This is a genomic window from Ruegeria sp. AO1 (assembly GCF_056535985.1).
Window position 1 is genome coordinate 282,513 of sequence record NZ_JBQFJC010000002.1, and the last position, 18,148, is coordinate 300,660.

An 18,148-nucleotide genomic window follows, 5' to 3' on the forward strand; every position below is an offset into this window, starting at 1 on the left:
AGTATTTGTCATTTCCGACGATTTTAAGACTCAATCTCTGACTCTATGGTCCTGCGGCGACCCACCCGAAGGCAGGTGTAGAGGGAGATTAGCATGACGCCGCGCACTGACATCCGATTTGCCCTAAATGGCAAGGATGTATCCGTTCCAGACGTATCAGCCGATCAGACTCTTCTAGATTTTCTACGTCTCGAGTGCCGACTGACAGGCACCAAGGAAGGCTGCGCCGAAGGGGATTGCGGTGCATGTACCGTACTTGTCGGGCGGCTTGGGCGGACAGGCCTTGCCTATGCTCCGGTGAATGCGTGCATTCGATTCCTTGCCTCTTTAGACGGCTGCCATGTTGTGACGGTTGAGCATCTGTCCGGCCCCAACGGTCGCCTGCATCCGGTGCAGCAAGCCATGGTTGATCATCACGGCAGCCAGTGCGGGTTCTGCACGCCGGGCTTCGTCATGGCGCTCTATGCGCTGTGGATGCAAACGCCCGAACCAACAGAGGCGCAGGTCGAAACCGCCTTGCAGGGCAATTTGTGCCGCTGCACCGGGTATGAGCCGATCATTCGGGCGGCTGTTGTTGTCAGCCGCTACGGCACCCCGGCCTCGGACTACCTGAACACCGAACGTGAGGCCATGACCGCGCGTCTGGCGGCGTTGAAAGACGGGAGGCGCGTCGTCTCGGGACCGCAGGACAATCTGAGCATCCTTCCCTGCAACGTGGATGACTTGGCCGAGTGCCTGCAGACGTATCCAGAGGCCACCATTGTCGCGGGTGCAACGGATGTGGGCCTTTGGGTCACGAAATTCCTGCGCAAAATCGGACCGGCGATCTTTACCGGACATCTCGAAGACCTGAAAGCGGTCGAAAAACAGGGCCAGCACCTGCGGATCGGTGCAGGTGCCAGCTACACCGATTGCCAGGACCTACTGTCCGAGCATCTACCGCACCTCACCTCATACTGGGATCGTATTGCCGGGTGGCAGGTGCGCAACATGGGCACAGTGGGCGGCAACATCGCCAACGGCTCTCCCATCGGGGACACGCCGCCTGTGCTGATCGCGCTTGGAGCGGAAATCACACTGCGGCGAGGGTCGGATGTGCGGACCTTGCCGCTGGACGCATTCTTCATTGACTACGGCAAGCAAGATCGCCAACCGGACGAGTTTGTGGAAAGCATACGTGTTCCTCTACCCCAGCCAAAGGAAATGAACGCTGCCTACAAGATCTCGAAGCGCCGCGATGAGGATATCTCATCGGTGGCGGCAGGTATTCATATGTCGGTTGAAGATGGCATCATCTGCGACGCCCGCATCGCCATGGGTGGCATGGCCGCGACGCCAAAGCGCGCAGCTGCTGCCGAGGCTGCTCTGAACGGTCAACCCTGGTCGCGCGAAAGTTTCGAAGCGGCGGCAACGGCTCTGGCTCAGGATTTCTCGCCCCTGACCGATTGGCGCGCCTCGTCCGACTATCGGATGCTAACGGCCCAGAACCTGCTGCGTCGGTTCTTCCTCGAACATGACGCCCAGACCGACACCCCCGTTCAACTGGCCTGTGCGTAACAAGGAGACGACACCATGAAAGACACCGTTTCCATCGTTGGGGCCGCCCACACCGACGTCAACCACGACAGCGCGATCAAGCATGTTACCGGAGGGGCCGATTACACCGACGATATCACCCTGCCCCAAGGCGCGCTGCACGCCTATCTTGGCGTGTCCGATGTGGCCCATGCCAAACTGTTGGGCATCGATTTTGCGAAGGTTCTGGCGACACCCGGCGTTGTTGGTGTTCTGACGGCAGATGACGTGCCGGGGGTCAATGACATCAGCCCAACGCATCTGAACGACGAGCCGGTTTTCCCAACTGACGCCATTCAATTTCACGGCCAACCCCTGTTTGCCGTCATAGCCGAGACTCGCGACATCGCACGCCGTGCCGCCGAGCTGGCAGAGATCGAATACGAAACCCTGCCCCATGCGCTTGACCCCACGGAGGCCCAAAACGCTGGCTACCCGTATGTCACCGCCCCTCTTAAGCTGGAGCGTGGAGATGTTGCGCCCGCTCAGGCTGCGGCCCCCAACCGGATAAAAGGCCGGATGCGCGTCGGCGGACAGGATCACATGTATCTTGAGGGTCACATCGCCTTTGCCATTCCGGGCGAGGATGATGATGTAGTCGTGCATTGCTCGACCCAGCATCCGTCTGAAGCACAGCATATGGTGGCCCATGTGCTTGGCGTGCCGTCCAACGCCGTTGTGGTCAATGTGCGCCGCATGGGTGGTGGCTTTGGCGGCAAGGAAAGCCAAATGAACTTGTTCTGCGTTGTGGCCGCCATGGCCGCGAAGAAGTGGAACCGCGCCGTCAAGATCAGGCCCGACCGGGATCAGGATATGACGGCGACCGGCAAACGCCATGACTTTGTGATCGACTATGACGTGGCCTTTGACGATACGGGACGCATTCAGGCTGTTGAAAGCAGCTTTGCCGCGCGTTGCGGGTTCTCGGCGGATCTGTCGGGGCCGGTGACCGACCGGGCACTGTTTCATGCGGATAACGCCTATTTCTACCCGAATGTGCGCCTGTGCAGCCATCCGATGAAAACAAACACGGTTTCAAACACCGCTTTCCGCGGATTTGGCGGGCCGCAGGGAGTGATCGCGGCGGAAAGGATGATCGAAGAGATTGCCTATGCCACGGATCTGGACCCTCTGGATGTACGCAAGGCCAATTTCTATGGCACCGAAAACCGGAACGTGACGCCTTATCATCAAGTGGTCGAAGACAGCATTCTGGATCAGCTGGTCGGAGAACTGGAGCAGACCTCAGACTACCGCCAGCGCCGTCAGGACATCATCGCTTTCAACCAATCCTCGCCGATCCTAAAAAAGGGGATCGCTCTGACGCCGGTGAAGTTCGGCATATCGTTCACGGCGACGTGGTACAATCAGGCCGGCGCGCTGGTGCATGTCTACAAGGACGGCTCGATCCATCTGAACCACGGCGGCACCGAAATGGGGCAAGGCCTCAACACCAAGGTCGCGCAGGTGGTGGCTGAGGCCTTCCAGGTTGATTTCAACCGGATCAAGATCACCAAGACAACGACCGAGAAGGTCCCAAACACATCCGCCACCGCAGCCTCCAGCGGCACCGACCTGAACGGAATGGCCGCGTTGAACGCGGTCGAGCAGATCAAGGAACGGCTGGTGAAATTCGCCTCGGAAACATGGGATGTGAGCCCTGAGGAGGTGATCTTTCTCGCCAATCATGTTCACATCGGCGAATATGTTCTGCCCTTCGATGCCTTCATCAAACAGGCCTATATGGCGCGCGTGCAGCTGTCGGCAGCCGGTTTTTACAAAACCCCCAAGATCCACTGGGATCGTGATAAGGGCCAAGGCCGTCCGTTCTACTACTACGCCTATGGGGCATCCTGTTCGGAAGTGACCATAGATACCCTGACCGGAGAATACCGGGTCGACCGCACGGATGTGCTGCACGATGTCGGACGCTCACTGAATCCCATTCTTGATAAGGGTCAGGTTGAGGGGGCTTTTGTTCAGGGCATGGGCTGGCTTACCACTGAAGAGCTTTGGTGGGATGATGCCGGTCGCCTCCGCACGCATGCCCCGTCGACATACAAGATCCCGTTGGCCTCGGACCGCCCGCGTATCTTCAATGTCAAACTCGCCGATTGGTCGGAGAACCGAGAGTTGACGATCAAGCGCTCCAAAGCCGTAGGTGAGCCGCCCTTCATGCTGGGTATTTCGGTGTTCGAGGCCTTGTCGATGGCCGTGGCATCCGTCGCCGACTACCGGGAATGTCCACGCCTCGACGCCCCGGCCACGCCCGAGCGTGTCCTGATGGCCGTTGCCCGCCTGCAAAACGGTGCCTAAACAATGCCTGCCGCGCAGTCCCTGAGGACGTTTCTCTCCGAACAAAGCAGCGTGATCCGCATCGCGCTGACGCGTGTGCGCGGGTCTTCGCCGCGCAACGAAGGGACTGAGATGTTCGTAGCGCCAAATGCGTTTTGGGGGACGATCGGCGGTGGGCAGCTTGAGTTCATGGCTATCAACGCCGCGCGGGCCATGCTGCGGGACGGGTCGCTTCACCGAGATATGGATGTGCCGCTCGGGCCCGAAATTGGCCAATGTTGCGGTGGACGGGTCGAGTTGCAACTGACCCGCATGCGGTCCTCGGACAAGGGGGCCGCAACCGACCGTGCGGCGCTGCGCGAAAATGCCTTGCCGCATGTCTACGTGATGGGGGCTGGTCATGTGGGGCGCGCACTTGCGGATCTTTTTCAGCACTTGCCTGTACGCTGCATCCTCGTTGACACACGGGCCGAGGAAATCGACCTCTGCACTGCAAATGTCGAAACCCGGCTGAGTGCAATCCCCGAAGCCGAAATCCTCAGTGCACCTGCGGGCAGCGCCTTTATCGTCCTGACCCATGATCACGGGCTTGATTTCCTGCTGACCACCGCCGCGCTTGACCGTCAGGATGCGGCCTACGTTGGCATGATCGGATCCGCGACCAAGCGGATCAAGCTGAGGAACTGGGCACACAAACAGTGTGACGGACAATCCATCGAACATTTGAGATGCCCCATCGGGGCAAGCGGTAGCCGCGACAAGCGGCCCAGCGTCATCGCCGCCTTCGTGGTGGCCGAGGTGATGGCTGAACTGACCTCTGAAACTGCCGCGACCGCCCCGACCGGGGCAACCAAGGCGCCCGTCATGGGCCAACATCACGACCGGAGAGGGAGATCCGCCTGACATCCAACAGGCAATTCCGGTCCTATCAGAGGAGGAGACCGTCATGGACGGGAGGACCTACGAATACAAGCTGTTTACCTGCAGCGACTTCAGCGCTTTCTGGGCGCTTTTTACGGATAACCTAGTGAACCTGCTGATCCTTTCCGGGGTCTGTCAGTTCGTGTTCCAGATGCCAGCCGAGATCGTCTTTGGCCGCATCGTGCCCGGTGCCGCCATAGCAATCCTGGCCGGTGTCGGAGTTTATACGTTTCTCGCCAAATGGGCGGCCACCAGAAAGGGCGAAGATGTCACCGCCCTGCCCTACGGCATCTCGACCCCGGTCATGTTCGTCTACCTTTTTGGCGTGATCGGACCAATTTACTGGGCCACCAACGACCCGATGCTGGCCTGGCAGGTAGGAATCGGCGCGGGCTTCATGGGCGGGATCGTTGCAGCCCTTGGGGCGTTTGTGGGTCCTTACCTCAAGCGGATTACACCGCGCGCCGGGATGCTCGGCACGCTGTGCGGTATTGCGCTGGTCTTTATCGGCTCGGTCCCGCTGGCCGAGGTGTTTGAGAACCCAATTATCGGTTTTACCTCGTTGCTGTTCATCCTTTGGGGTCTGATCGGGCGGTTCCGCCTGCCAGGCAACGTGCCTGCCGGTCTGGTCGCGATTGCGGCGGGCACGGTGATTGCCATCATCCTTGGTGAGGCGAAAATCGACACAAGCGGCATCGGCTTCTACCCTCCTATCCTCTATTTCGGCGACCTCATCGCCGGTGTTAAGTACCTGTTCGCCAACCCTGAGCTGTTTCTGGTGCTCATCCCGGTGCAGATCTACAACTTCATCGAAACCATGAACAACGTGGAATCCGCCGAGGCCGCGGGCGATCACTACCCCGTCGGGCTGTGCCAGGTAACGGATGGCGCGGGCACGATGCTAGGCGCACTGTTTGGTTCTCCTTTCCCGACGACCGTTTATATCGGTCATCCGGCCTACAAGCGGCTTGATGCACATGCGGGCTACATCGTGGGTGTGGCCGTCGTGATCGCAGCTGCAGCTTTCCTGGGCTTCCTGTCTTTCCTTGCGGGTCTGATCCCGATTGCGGCTGCGGCACCCGTTCTGGTCTTTGTCTCGGTCAGCTTGATCACCAACACGGCCTGGGCCGTGAAGCCGATGCACATGGCTGCGGTCTCCTTTGCGATCTTGCCCCATATCTCGGCCTTCCTGATGGTCAAATGGGGGTCGCTGATGAACGCGCTGCGCAGTAGCGGCGTCGAAGGCCTGCCTGCGCTGGGTGACGAGGGCCTGACCGCGGCGCTGTTGATGGAGGGTGCCCATTACGAAGGACATCTGGCGCTTAGCCAGGGTGCGATCATCACCGGTCTGATCTGGGGGGCCATTGTGGCCGACGTGATAGACGGCCGGTTCCGTATGGCAGGGGCGTTTGCCGTCGCAGGCGGACTGATGTCAGCGGTGGGGATCATCCACTCTTATACGCTGCAGATGCCGCAGTTCGACGGGATTACCATCGGCTATCTGATCGTCGGCGGGTTCCTCTACCTCTACCCGATGCTCGCCCCGAAAGAGGACCTTGAGCATCGCGTGATCGTCCCAGATGAGCCCGATCTGATCGACGACGATACACCTGCACAACAGGCCTGATCGATTGCGGGGCAGCCTCAGGGCTGCCCCCCTACCCGTTTTCCCACGACATACGAGACATTCCATGACACAGAGATTGCTGCGCGGTCGTCTGCTGACCTTTCATCGCGAGCCCCAAAACGGCGAAGATACCGGCGCCTATACCTATCTTGAGGACGGCGCGCTGTTGATCCGGGACGGGATCATTCAGGACACCGGCCCATTCTCGGCGATCCGCGCAAAGGCCGCGGGCGTGCCTGTGACAGACCATCGCCCTCATCTGATGATGGCGGGGTTCATCGACACCCACATTCACTTCCCCCAAGTGCAGGTGATCGCCTCATGGGGCGCACAGCTATTGGACTGGCTCAATACCTACACGTTCCCAGAAGAAACCCGCTTTGCTTCGGACGGGCACAGCGCAACCATGGCGCGGGCGTTTTATGATCAACTGATCGCGCATGGCACCACGACGGCGGTTGCTTATTGCTCGGTCCACAAGACCTCGGCTGACGCGTTCTTTACCGAAGCGACCAGACGCAACATGCGCATGCTGGGAGGCAAGGTCCTGATGGACCGCAACGCGCCTGAGGCGCTACAGGATACGGCGCAATCCGGATATGACGACACCAAGGCCCTGATCTCTGACTGGCATGGCAAGGGCCGCAACGGCTATGCCATCACACCTCGGTTCGCGATCACCTCGACCCCGGACCAGATGGCGATGGCCCAGGCGCTGGCGCAAGAGCATCCCGACTGCCACATCCAGACACACTTGTCGGAAAACAAGGACGAGATTGCTTTTACCAAGCAGCTCTATCCGCAGGCGCGGGATTATCTGGATGTCTATCAGTCCTACGGTCTGTTGGGGCGCAAAACCCTGCTCGGACACTCCATCCATCTTGAACCGCGCGAGATCGACGCGCTTGCTGAAACCGGCGCGCATCCTGTGTTCTGCCCAACCTCGAACCTGTTTCTGGGAAGCGGCCTGTTTGATCATGCCGGGCTGAGCGCGCGCGGGATCGCCAACGGTATCGCAACGGATGTTGGCGCGGGCACCAGCTATTCGATGCTGCAAACCCTGAACGAAGGCTACAAGATCCTACAATTGCAAGGGACAGCCCTGCACCCTTTGCAAGCTTTCCATTGGGCAACCCGCGGCAATGCCTGCGTTCTGGGCCTCGAAGACATAATCGGCACGCTCGCCCCAGGAACTGAAGCGGACGTCGTTGTTCTAAACGCACGCAGCACCCCGGCCATGGCCCTACGTATGGATCGCGTAGACGACCTGTCACAAGAGCTGTTCGTCCTGCAGATGATGGGAGATGATCGCGCGATTGAGGAAGTCTATGTGTCTGGAACACCCAGTAAGGTTGCAGGGCCGCAACGTGAACGAGCCAAAGTCCCTGCCTAGCGGCACCTGGAACACGGGCCTATTTCCAGCCCGCGACGGTCTTTGATTGAAAGCCCGGATCAGTCGACTTGCTCGATCCGGGCTAGACCCTTCAAAACAACACGTCCAAGCCCATTGCCGCGCAAGGCAAAGAGCGCAGGATGCTTCTGGTCTCCAAAAGATCCTTCGGGTTCGATTACAAAACGGTCTGTAATCCATCCTTACGCACTTCGAGTAACAAGGCAGGTGACGGCAAAATCCTCTGACTTGGCTGCGAGTACCAGTGTTTTAGGTTAAAACGCGGGTCTGCAGGGAGATTTGATCTTCTCGCAGCCACCACTTCCAATCCTTCAACTTGCGGTGTGGGGTTTCGACTTGTTTGCTTGGCTTCTGCCTGCGTTTTCGTGATCCCGAGTCTACCCCTCAAACTTCAAGGCGATGCTTTTTTGCGTCGCAACGCTTTGACAGCAGAGGATGAGCCCTTTCGAGATATCTCCGTCTTCAAGTGCAACTCGGTTCCGCATATGGACGGCCCCTTCGGTAAGCCGGGCAACACAGGCACCGCAGACACCGGACTGGCAACTGTATGGTGGATTTAAGCCTTTCAATTGGGCAGCTTCCAGTATGGTTTGACCCGCAGCCACCGGTACGTCATGCCATGCACCATGCAGATTTATGCGGGCTGTCGCTGCGACCCCTGACGTGCTGAGGTCGGGCTCGGCATTCCCTCCAAAGCTTTCCGTGTGAATGCGATCGTCAGGCACGTCCAAATTCTTGAGCGCCGCCCGCAGGTCAGTGTTCATGCTGCCCGGACCGCAGATCCAGTACTGCACGTCCTGCGCTACAGGTGGGGTCTCGGCAATAGCGGCCTGAACGGTGTTTGCGTCCAACCGACCCGTGCGCCAAGGGCTGAACCAACTCAGCAGTGACGGGTGGGACAGAACATGGCGCACAGAAAAGCGTTTTGGGTATCGAGCTTGGATCTGCTCCAACTCGTCCCGAAAAATGATGCTGTTCGCGTTGGTGTTGCCGAAAACCAAATGCGCGACGGAATGCGGCTCTGCCGTCAAAACGGCATTGATCATCGCGTATAAAGGCGTGATGCCGCTGCCCGCGCCAAAGAAATAGTGTGTGCGGCGTTTAAGGAGTCCGGGCGTTAAGGTGAACTGTCCAAAGGGGGGCATGACTTCGATGATATCGCCCACCGACAGAGCATCACCGATATGGTTCGACACGATCCCGCCTTTCACTCGTTTCACAGTGATGCGCAGTGCGGATCCAGGAGGGTTTGAGATGGTGTAGCTGCGCCTATGTTCCTGCCCTTCGATCAAAAACCTGATCGTCAAATGTTGCCCTGCTATCCATTGAAACAGATCAGCCAGTCTGGCAGGGACATCTAAAGTGACACTTGTGGCTACACCGCCGATCTCTGTGCGGATGTCAGATACGGTCAATGGATAGAAGTCGCGCTGCATTAAATCACCAATCACCGGTAGTCATAAGTTGTTGTCAATGACCGGACCACCATCCCGCCAAGGTAAGGTTCAAAGGCAAACTCATCTGTCTGACGCATTTTGCCGGCATATCCCTGCCAATCATATTCAACATCCGTAACCGCGGTTACGTGGTGGACCTCATCTTCGGTGCGGGTGGTCATTCTCGGCATGGATCGCTCAGTTTCCTTGTAGTCCGCCAGATCCTTGGGGAGTTCAGCATCGGTAGCGGCGGCAACGTCCCCCACACGGTAAGTGAAGACATCATCTTCCTGCCCGGCACCGTATTTGAGGACGATCCGGTGTGTGGCTTCGGGATGCCAACTGTCCCACGTAGCCAGAAGGCTATCTTTGTCTTGAGCCGCCAGGACACGGGCAGAGATCTCTTCAGGCGTGTCTGCTTGCGCTGTCAGCACTAAAGCCGACGCGATGACCACGCCTGTCAGGGTGGCTTGAACGGGTGTCATGATCCATCTCCGCATTGTTCAATCATCCTTCATGAACTCCAACACGGCTTTCTGGTGCTGGGTAATCGGGTTTTCGCCAATCCCGGCCGGGCCGATTTCCAAGTAGGGGCTTTTCAGGGACTTCTGCTGTTGTTCGCAGGCATAGATATCCTCGGTCGTGAAGTCTCCGGATGCCATCGGATCGTCCTCCCCGGCGGCATCGTCCCCTTGGTACTTCGCACCGCCAAAGTCCTTCCAAAAACCCCAGCTTTTCCATTGCTGTTGCTGAAACGCCCAGTCTGATACGTTGGCCAGCTTCGAGCGGTTTTCGATGCGCGTCAGGTCCGGCGCCAGTGGCGTGATGACAAACAGGTTCCAGCTTTCTTCACTGGCTCCGATACCAATGCCGGGAAAGAGCATTGGAACCCAGGCACCGACATGGGGTTTTGGGATCGCGCGCGGCATCGGCAGGTTCGCCTCGTGGTCCTTGGCGTACTCCGCTGAAGGGGGCTCCCAAAAGTGATAGTGCAGCCCCTTCCACCCGTATTCTGCCTTGGCATGATCATACATATGAAGGGTGTTCGAGTGCAGGTGGCTCAGATGATAAACGTCGATGTAGTTCTCGACAACGATCTTCCAATTGGCCTTGATTTCATAGGTATTCCGGCCTTCAGCGTACTCTACCAATTCCTCGGGTTTGTGCGGGCCAAGGAATGGATCGACCTCGCCGAACCATTCCGCAAGTGTGGGCGCATTCGGATCGGGATGAACGAACAGCATACCGCGCCAGATATCTACACTAGCCGGTTTGAGGCCAAGACAGGATTTATCGATACCACCGGGAAATTCCGACGCCTCATCGGGGACGGAGATTAGATTTCCTTCCAGATCATATGTCCAATCGTGGTAGGGACAGGTCAGCGCCTTTTGCGTCTTGCCGACCGCGCGGATCAGCTGCGTACCGCGGTGGCGGCAAATATTGTGAAAGGCCCGCAGCCGGTGATCGCGCCCCATGACGACAAACAGGTTGTTGAGACCTGCCTGCACCGACAGATAGTGCCCGGGGCCCTCGATATCCTCAACCAATCCCGCAAAACGCCAGGTGCGTGAGAAGATTTGTTGTTGCTCCCGGTCGAACCAATCCTGCGAGGTATAGGCTTCGACAGGCAGGTGATGATACATTTTGGTCATCTTTATCCCTCAGGTCATCAGATGGGCGTATTGCGGAAAAAGGCTGGCGGCGAGCATCATCAGTCCTGACAAAGCCCAAAGGCAGACTATGGCCCAGAAAAGAACTGGATCGTCGTCTCGGTTGATCTCGAACACTAGAAAGGCCTGACCATTCAGGATGGTCGGAATGGTCCACCATAAGAAAAGCAGCCCCCAGACCCAGTAGAAACCCAAGAACGCGGCAGCCAACAGGACAGGCAAAGCTATATAATTTGCGGTTCTGGCGTGGCTCATCGCTCGGCCTCCAGCGTAGAGGCCAGCAAAGACGCCGCCAGTTTCAATTCCGCGCGCCAGACTTTGGGCGGCTCGAGTGGCGACAGGGCATCCATGCTGACAAAGATTGCGGAAATACCCTGAGTCACGGCACGAATGCTTGTATCCGGCGCGTCAGGGGCAGCGCGCCTCAGGACATCCTCAACCACGTCAAAGAAGGCACTTAGGCTGTCCAAAAGATCCTGCCGAAACTCGGGGCGATCCGGAACAACAGTCACCAGCGCCTGATACGCCAACATCAACCGCGGATCAGTTCCGCTGTTTTCGGCAAAAAGAGCGTCCACAAGATCGGTTGGCGTTGCTCTGTCTGGCAGGGCGTGTCGCAGGCCGTCCAGTGACATCGCAAAGCCTTCAAGGGTGTACTCGGCAAGTGCAGCAATCATTTCGTCCTTGTTGCCAAGGTAGTGGCGCAGCAGGGGGCGCTTGACGCCGGCTTCCTCTGCGATCCGTTCCTGGGTCGCGCCGTCAAGGCCGAACCGCGCCACACATGTGAGGTACGCATCCAGGATTTCCTGGGATCGTTGGTCTTTCAGAGATGGTCTTGGCATCGCGGCCTCATAAATTGTCACTGATGACAAATAATGATCGAAGATTATTTGTCAACCATGACAATTTACTTTGAGATCAGCGGGTGAAAAGAAACTGCTTTTCGGGGGAGCTATAGCGAATGGCCAGCCATCATCCTCTGCGGTCGCTAGTGCGACAGCCCGCCCCTCAGCTTTTTCAACATGACCACAAACCGGTTCGGGAAAGAATGTTCAGCCCTGGCAAAATAGCCGCAAAACACCGTCACAACGACTCGATGTTCCCCAAAAGAATAGAGGTCATATCCACCGCAAACGAACCATCTTGGACAGTGATATCCAACTGTGTGTCATAGTTCACCGCATCTCGCGTTATCCCTGAGAGGTCGGCATCTGCGTCCAGAAAAACCCATTTCGCCGGATAGGGTGAGCTTTGTCCGACCGCCGCCTGCAAGATGGAGAGCGCGTCCAGGGCGTTGACGGCTCCGTCCTGTGTTATATCGGCGGCAATCAGGTTCTCCGGAGCCGCCGGCCCCCATGTCGGATCCAAACCAACCGAGATACGCAGAACCTGCAACGCATCCAAGGCGTTGACCCGTCCGCTTGCCGTTGAATAGGTTTTGACGACCTCCAGCTCTCCGGCCAACGTCCCGTTCGGAACGTTCAAATCGAAGCGTCCGGTCTCATCCGTGGTTGCGGTGACGGTGCCGCCTCCGGTCGGAGTGAACTTGACCTCGGCATCTGCAAGGCCCGGATTGGCGGTCTCGGAATCGACGCTCACGCGGCCCTGAATACCGTCCGAGCTTGCAGGCTCCAACCCGCCGAAGGTGCCGAAATCCACGGGGATGTGATCTGGCCCGCCAAACCCGGAGCCAAAGACTTCTTCTTTCGTCAACGGCGTGCCGGTTGAGGAAATCACGTGGACGACCTCATTCAGATACTGGATGTCGGCCCCTTGGGATGTGGCGGTAAAGGTCAATTGATCAGGGGTGCGCAGCAGCAGATAGTCGAACATGTCCAATCGATCGGTGCCGGCTTCGAAATCCGTTATTGTCGTGGGATCGCTGCCATATTGCATGACGAAGATATCGGCCCCTGCCCCACCTGTCAGCGTCGTCTGACCACTCCCTGCAATGAGGATGTCATCTCCGTCCCCACCGGACAGTTGGGCATCCAGCACCCCCGCGTTGAGCATGTCGTCTTGCGCCGTGCCCATAACTGGCCCGCTACCGTCCAGGACGACGCCAAGATTTGCCAAAGAAACACTCAGCTGCGTCAGCCCGGGATCCTGCTGTGAGGTTGCAAGCACCTGAAGCTCATCACCGATATGGGCGAGGCTGAGGGTTTGGACATTCCTCAACCCGCTATCCAACGTGTCGGCAAAGCTATCCAGATAGACCAGCTTTCCATTCGGGGTCAGCGTGAACAGGCTGACGCCGTCGTCGGACCCGCCCGCCACGATGAACGCACGGCCATTCACCTCGATCACCGACAGGTCCTGCACGGATTCAAACCGGGTATTCAGCGTATCGAGAACATGATCCTTGGGGATCAACCGACCATCGCTGCGCAATCCCATCACGCTGAGGGAATTGCTGCCCGACCCCGCCACGATGACCCAGGATTCGCCATAGGCCTCGACCACCTCAATCGCCGTTGGCATAGAGATTCCCATCGTTGAAACAGCGGCACTGTTGTCCAGAGCGCTGAGGCTGCGATCGCTTGCGGACACGTCAAACACGGCGATTTCACTATTCGCAGCGTTCGCGGTGATCACGAATTGCTCAGTCCCGACCGTCGCAGCATGCATCGAATCGGCTTGGCCTGAGACCAGCGACACGACCGAAAGCGTGCCGTCTGGGTTGATCTCATAGCTGCCGATCTGATCGGTATCTTCATGCGCAAGGGTCAGATAGCTTTGCCCTCCGACGTCCAGTTGCGCCATCGCCGAGATGTCTCCGCCACCGACGAGCGCTCCGGTTTCCTGCAGATCGCCAAAGGTGCCATCCGCGTTGAGCGTGTACCCCACCAAACCCGTTGCATTGTTGATATCAAGGGCCAGTTGGTCTTCAGCGCCCAAGGTGATTGGCACACCCGTCCGCCCCACCTGATACAGGATCGGACCGCTATGATAGACCGTATCTACAAGCTGCGGCCCAGCCCCTTCCGTGAGACGCCAGGCGGCAACGCCACCGAACGGACCGGTTACGGAATAGAGATACGTATCCCCGTTAAACGTTTTTAAAGCCGTATCGCCGATACCTGAATCGAGCGCCGGGCTTCCCGTTGCAACCACAGTTTCGAATTGAAGCATCACCTTGATCACCCCCGATGCCACCCCTGGCAGTGACCTGAGGATGATCTGATGCCCAGACCGAAACAAAAGCGGGAATGTGGTGAAATCGAGGAGTTCGGCTTCAGTTTAACTCAATTTTTCCAGGTTCGCCCGCGGTGGTAACCGGAAGGCAAGACAGATGAAGAAAGCGTCATGTCGGGGACGGCCTTCCCAGGATCGCGGACACCAAATCTGAGGGGCAAGACGATGAAGACACCTGAGCGCAATACTGATACGCCAGCCGATCTTTCAGGGGCAGACCGTGATCGCCACAAACGCTCGTGGATCGAACGCAATCTGCGCAAACTATCCGGGCGCGGCATTGCGGGCGGTTTGGTGTCGACCTTGCTGGCCCTTCCGGCTTTTGCGCAGGCGACGGTTGAGGAACTCTATGCGTTCCAATTCGCGGATACGATCCCGGGTGTGAAATCCGCCAAGCTGATGGACAACGGGGATGTCCTTCTGAAAATGCTCGATGGGCGCACGATGGTAGTTGCGGCTGAACATGTTCAGGTCCTTGAAAGTGGCTCGATCATGATCGCCGAGGCGATGGTTTCGCAGATCGTCGAATTCAGCGCCGTCGCCGAGGCCGGAGCCGCCTCAGCAGCAGGTGGTCTGGGCGGCATGGGTGCTGCGGCGGCGGGTCTTGGTCTCGCCGGTGCTGCGGCGGCAGGTGGCGGCGGCGGAGGCGGCGGCGGGGACGATCCAGCCCCTGCGCCAAACTTCCCGACTCTGAATTTGGCAGAGTTGCAGGCCACCTCCCTCGATAGCACTCTGACCAACGCAACTGCACCAGACGATGCGACGTCGGTCGAGGTCACGATCGGTTCCGTGACCAAAACCGTGACACCGGATTCCGTGGGGAACTGGACCGTCACCCTCACAGCGCCCGAGACGAGCGCCCTGGCCCAAGGACAGTCCACGGTGACTGTCCGTATGCTTGATACCTTGGGGGACGAGATCTCCGTATCGACGGCAACCGTGGTCGTAGACACCATCCCACCAACACTCAGCATTGACAGTTTCTCGGATGGCGCCGTCACGAACGCCGCCGAGCAGGGAACAGATCTTGTCGTAAGTGGTGCGACAGACGCGGAAAACGGGCAGTCGGTGAGCGTCACTCTGAATGGTCAGACTTACACCGGTACGGTGTCCAACGGCCAATGGTCGGCAACCGTTCCAGCCGCCGATCTGGCAGCCTTGTCGGATAGGGCAACCATCAGCGTGACAGCGGATGTTTCGGATCGCGCTGGCAACACGGCCGTTCAAGCCAGCAACAGCTTCGATACGGACTTCACGGCTCCAACCCTCACGCTCGATCCGGTCGGCGGAGGGTCCATCGACCTTATTGATGTAACCGGCGATCTGACCGTGACCGGGGCGACCTCGGCTGAGGACAACCAAACTGTAACGCTTGTATTGGATGGGCAGTCCTTTACCGGCACGACGCTGGGCGGCAGTTGGTCTGTCACTATTCCCAACGCGGATCTTGCCGGGTTGACGACGGGCACCCCGGCAGAGATCAGTGTTTCGCTCGCGGATGCGGCTGGCAACCCGGCGACCACCGTGACGGCCACGGTGCCCGTCGATCTCTCTGGTCCCTCCATTGCCATTTCGCCCTTGTCCGTAGGTGATATCCTGAACGCTGCCGAAGCCGGTTCAGATTTGACCATTTCAGGAACAACCGGAAATGTTGGCGACAACCAGCAAGTTTCCGTCGTGCTGAACGGCCAGACCTATACGGACCTCGTTTCGGGTGGCAACTGGAGCATAACCGTCCCGACAGCCGATCTCGCGTCTCTGTCCGATGGCGGCGATTTTACGATAACAGCCAATGTATCTGACGTGGACGGGCTGGCAGCGCCTCAAGCAACGGCGCAATTGGCCAAAGATGTCAGCGCTCCGACGGTGACCGTCGACAGCTTCTCGGACGGTGCTGTCATGAATGCGGCGGAGCGCGGAACCGACCTGACCATTTCGGGTTCCACCTCAGCTGAAGACGATCAAACCGTAACCGTTGGGATGAATGGGCTCACCTACACCGCCGAGGCTTCGGGCGGGTCGTGGACCGTTACCGTACCAGCCGCTGATCTGGCACTCTTGGCAGACGGAGCAACAATTGCCGTGACGGCAGATGTCTCAGACATCGCCGAAAACCCGGCTGTTCGGGCGACAGGCAGCTTCGATACAGATTTCACTGATCCAACCATAGCGATCACGGGTGTTTCGGACGGCTCGATCATGAACGCCACCGAGCGGGCAACAGATCTGACCATTTCGGGCACAAGCGATGCAGGCGTTGGGGCTGTCGTGTCTATCACGATCGCCCGCGCCGACGGCACGGTTGACATCAGCGAGACGACAACCGTCACTGGTGGCAATTGGACATTGGTGACAAATGCGTCCGATCTTTTGGGGCTTCAGGATCAGGAAAGCTATACCATCACCGCGACTGTGGCTGATGCAGCTGGAAATACGTCCCAGACCACAATGGGCTTCATAACTGATTTTGCGGCACCCAGCATTACCCTCGATCCACTGTCCATCGGATCAGTCCTGGATGTCGTGGAACGTGAGCAGGACCTGACGGTTTCAGGCACAACAACGGCCGACAACGGAGACACTGTAACCATCAACTTGGACGGCGAGACCTATACAGCCACCGCAATGAACGGAAGTTGGAGTGCGGATATTCCAACCGGCGATCTCGCGGCCTTGGCAGACAGCACTAGCTTCCAGATCTCGGCATCGGTTGAAGACGCTGCAGGCAATACCTCCAACGCGGCAACAGGTTACTTCTCAACCGATTTCCGACCAACCTTGAACCTCGATTCGATTGGAACCAATGGGGCGATCTCTCTTGCTAATGCGCAAAGTTCCGGGATTACAGTCGGCGGTTCTTCGGTCGGTCTCGCCGCTGGGCAGGCGGTGGATATCCTGTTGGGCAGTACATCCGTTGGCACCGCAACCGTCGCAGCAAATGGAACATGGTCTGCGCCTATCGCAGCCTCCGCTTTTGCCGGCACGACGGCCGGGACGGATCTGAGTTTCTCGGCAGAAGCAACAGTATCCGGAGGGCCTGATCCCCTTCCGGTGAGTGCTGACGCCACAGCTCATACGCCCGCAGCCTATGTCATCTCGGAAGTCGGCAGAAGCGGCTCAACCGTCCAGTTCGCGGTTTATTCGGAAGCCGACCGTGATCTGTCGAGCGGGTTATTTGTAGACATGCGTTTAGAGTTCGACTCCGCTCAGGTCACCTTTGACAGCGGCTCCATCATATTCAACGGGCAATTGCCTCTTGCCGTGAACGCAGCCAACCCCAGTTTCGTCAATTTCGCCGGAGCCACACTCAGTTTCTCCGACATTTCGGCCCCTCTCGTGCAGTTTTCCGTCGACATTCAGGACATCAATCAACCCTTTGAGCTGAAGATCGTCACGCCAAACGGAGGCGACTCTGTCTACCAATCAGGGACGACCACTGACGATGTCATAGGCGCAAGCAATGTGGACACGATCATCAGGGGGGGTGATGGCGACGATACGATTGACCTGACAGAGGCAGGCCGAGACATCGTTGTGTTCGAAGCAGACCCTGCAATCAATGGCACGGATATAATTACGGGGTTCAGCACCGGAACTGCAACGGAAGTCGCAGATACCCTGATGTTCAGGGGCCTCGACGTCGCCACGTTGCGAGGCACGGGAACGGACGTGGAGTTCCTGAGCCAAGGCGGCAATCTGGGAATAGATACAGGCTTCGTCGGCTTTACGACCATCCTCAGCGACCTCACGGCCAGCACCATTGAATTGTCATTGGAGAGCCTGGTCGGAGCGCAGGCCGGAGACGAGATCTATGCCCTGACAACCGATGGAACCGACGCCAAGCTCGTCAAAGCCAGCTTCTCTGCATCAGACGACGTCACTGTTGATACGCTCGCCGTGTTCGATGGTCTGAATGATCTGAACAGCCTGAGTGCAGACAATATCCTGTATACCGATCCCACAGGTGCCACCGCCTAGTCCTTTTCTAGGATTGGCCGAGAGCTTGGAAGGCAGC

At 58.2% G+C, this 18,148-nt stretch carries 12 protein-coding genes; 6 read left to right on the forward strand and 6 right to left on the reverse strand.

The window, feature by feature from the left end; genetic code table 11:
• The first annotated feature begins 93 nt into the window (after positions 1–93).
• The 5 genes from xdhA (at position 94) to guaD (ending at position 7,811) form a co-directional block, all read left to right on the forward strand.
• Positions 94–1,557 carry a xanthine dehydrogenase small subunit gene (xdhA, locus tag ACR3FB_RS19570; protein ID WP_480566561.1) on the forward strand — a complete coding sequence of 488 codons (1,464 nt, stop codon included), beginning with the start codon at positions 94–96 and terminating at the stop codon, positions 1,555–1,557.
• Between the two features lie 15 nt (positions 1,558–1,572).
• Entirely contained in the window at positions 1,573–3,891 is a 2,319-nt protein-coding gene (xdhB, locus tag ACR3FB_RS19575; RefSeq protein WP_480566563.1) for a xanthine dehydrogenase molybdopterin binding subunit, read from the forward strand.
• Positions 3,892–3,894: 3 nt separating this feature from the next.
• Complete coding sequence (gene xdhC / locus ACR3FB_RS19580; protein ID WP_480566565.1) at positions 3,895–4,773, forward strand: xanthine dehydrogenase accessory protein XdhC; 879 nt, start codon at positions 3,895–3,897, stop codon at positions 4,771–4,773.
• A 43-nt stretch (positions 4,774–4,816) separates the two neighbouring features.
• Complete coding sequence (locus ACR3FB_RS19585; RefSeq protein WP_480566567.1) at positions 4,817–6,418, forward strand: xanthine/uracil/vitamin C permease; 1,602 nt, start codon at positions 4,817–4,819, stop codon at positions 6,416–6,418.
• A 64-nt stretch (positions 6,419–6,482) separates the two neighbouring features.
• Positions 6,483–7,811, forward strand: a complete 1,329-nt coding sequence (gene guaD, locus ACR3FB_RS19590) for a guanine deaminase (RefSeq protein WP_480566569.1) — start codon at positions 6,483–6,485, stop codon at positions 7,809–7,811.
• A 395-nt stretch (positions 7,812–8,206) separates the two neighbouring features.
• Here guaD and ACR3FB_RS19595 read toward each other — a convergent pair whose 3' ends face one another.
• The 6 genes from ACR3FB_RS19595 to ACR3FB_RS19620 form a co-directional block, all read right to left on the reverse strand.
• Entirely contained in the window at positions 8,207–9,265 is a 1,059-nt protein-coding gene (locus tag ACR3FB_RS19595) for a 2Fe-2S iron-sulfur cluster-binding protein (RefSeq protein WP_480566746.1), read from the reverse strand.
• An 11-nt stretch (positions 9,266–9,276) separates the two neighbouring features.
• Complete coding sequence (locus tag ACR3FB_RS19600) at positions 9,277–9,750, reverse strand: hypothetical protein (protein WP_480566573.1); 474 nt, start codon at positions 9,748–9,750, stop codon at positions 9,277–9,279.
• A gap of 18 nt (positions 9,751–9,768) precedes the next feature.
• Positions 9,769–10,920, reverse strand: coding sequence for an aromatic ring-hydroxylating oxygenase subunit alpha (locus ACR3FB_RS19605; protein WP_480566575.1), 1,152 nt, complete (start codon positions 10,918–10,920; stop codon positions 9,769–9,771).
• Between the two features lie 9 nt (positions 10,921–10,929).
• Positions 10,930–11,193 (reverse strand): hypothetical protein, encoded by a 264-nt coding sequence (locus ACR3FB_RS19610; RefSeq protein WP_480566577.1) that lies wholly within the window; start codon positions 11,191–11,193, stop codon positions 10,930–10,932.
• Positions 11,190–11,780, reverse strand: a complete 591-nt coding sequence (locus ACR3FB_RS19615) for a TetR/AcrR family transcriptional regulator (RefSeq protein ID WP_170720223.1) — start codon at positions 11,778–11,780, stop codon at positions 11,190–11,192. Before ACR3FB_RS19615 ends, ACR3FB_RS19610 begins: the two co-directional genes overlap by 4 nt.
• Before the next feature lie 241 nt (positions 11,781–12,021).
• Positions 12,022–14,070, reverse strand: coding sequence for a dockerin type I domain-containing protein (locus ACR3FB_RS19620; RefSeq protein WP_480566579.1), 2,049 nt, complete (start codon positions 14,068–14,070; stop codon positions 12,022–12,024).
• 228 nt (positions 14,071–14,298) lie between these two features.
• On the opposite strand from ACR3FB_RS19620, the gene ACR3FB_RS19625 reads away from it, so the two are divergent.
• Positions 14,299–18,111 carry a beta strand repeat-containing protein gene (locus ACR3FB_RS19625; protein ID WP_480566581.1) on the forward strand — a complete coding sequence of 1,271 codons (3,813 nt, stop codon included), beginning with the start codon at positions 14,299–14,301 and terminating at the stop codon, positions 18,109–18,111.
• Positions 18,112–18,148: the final 37 nt, after the last annotated feature.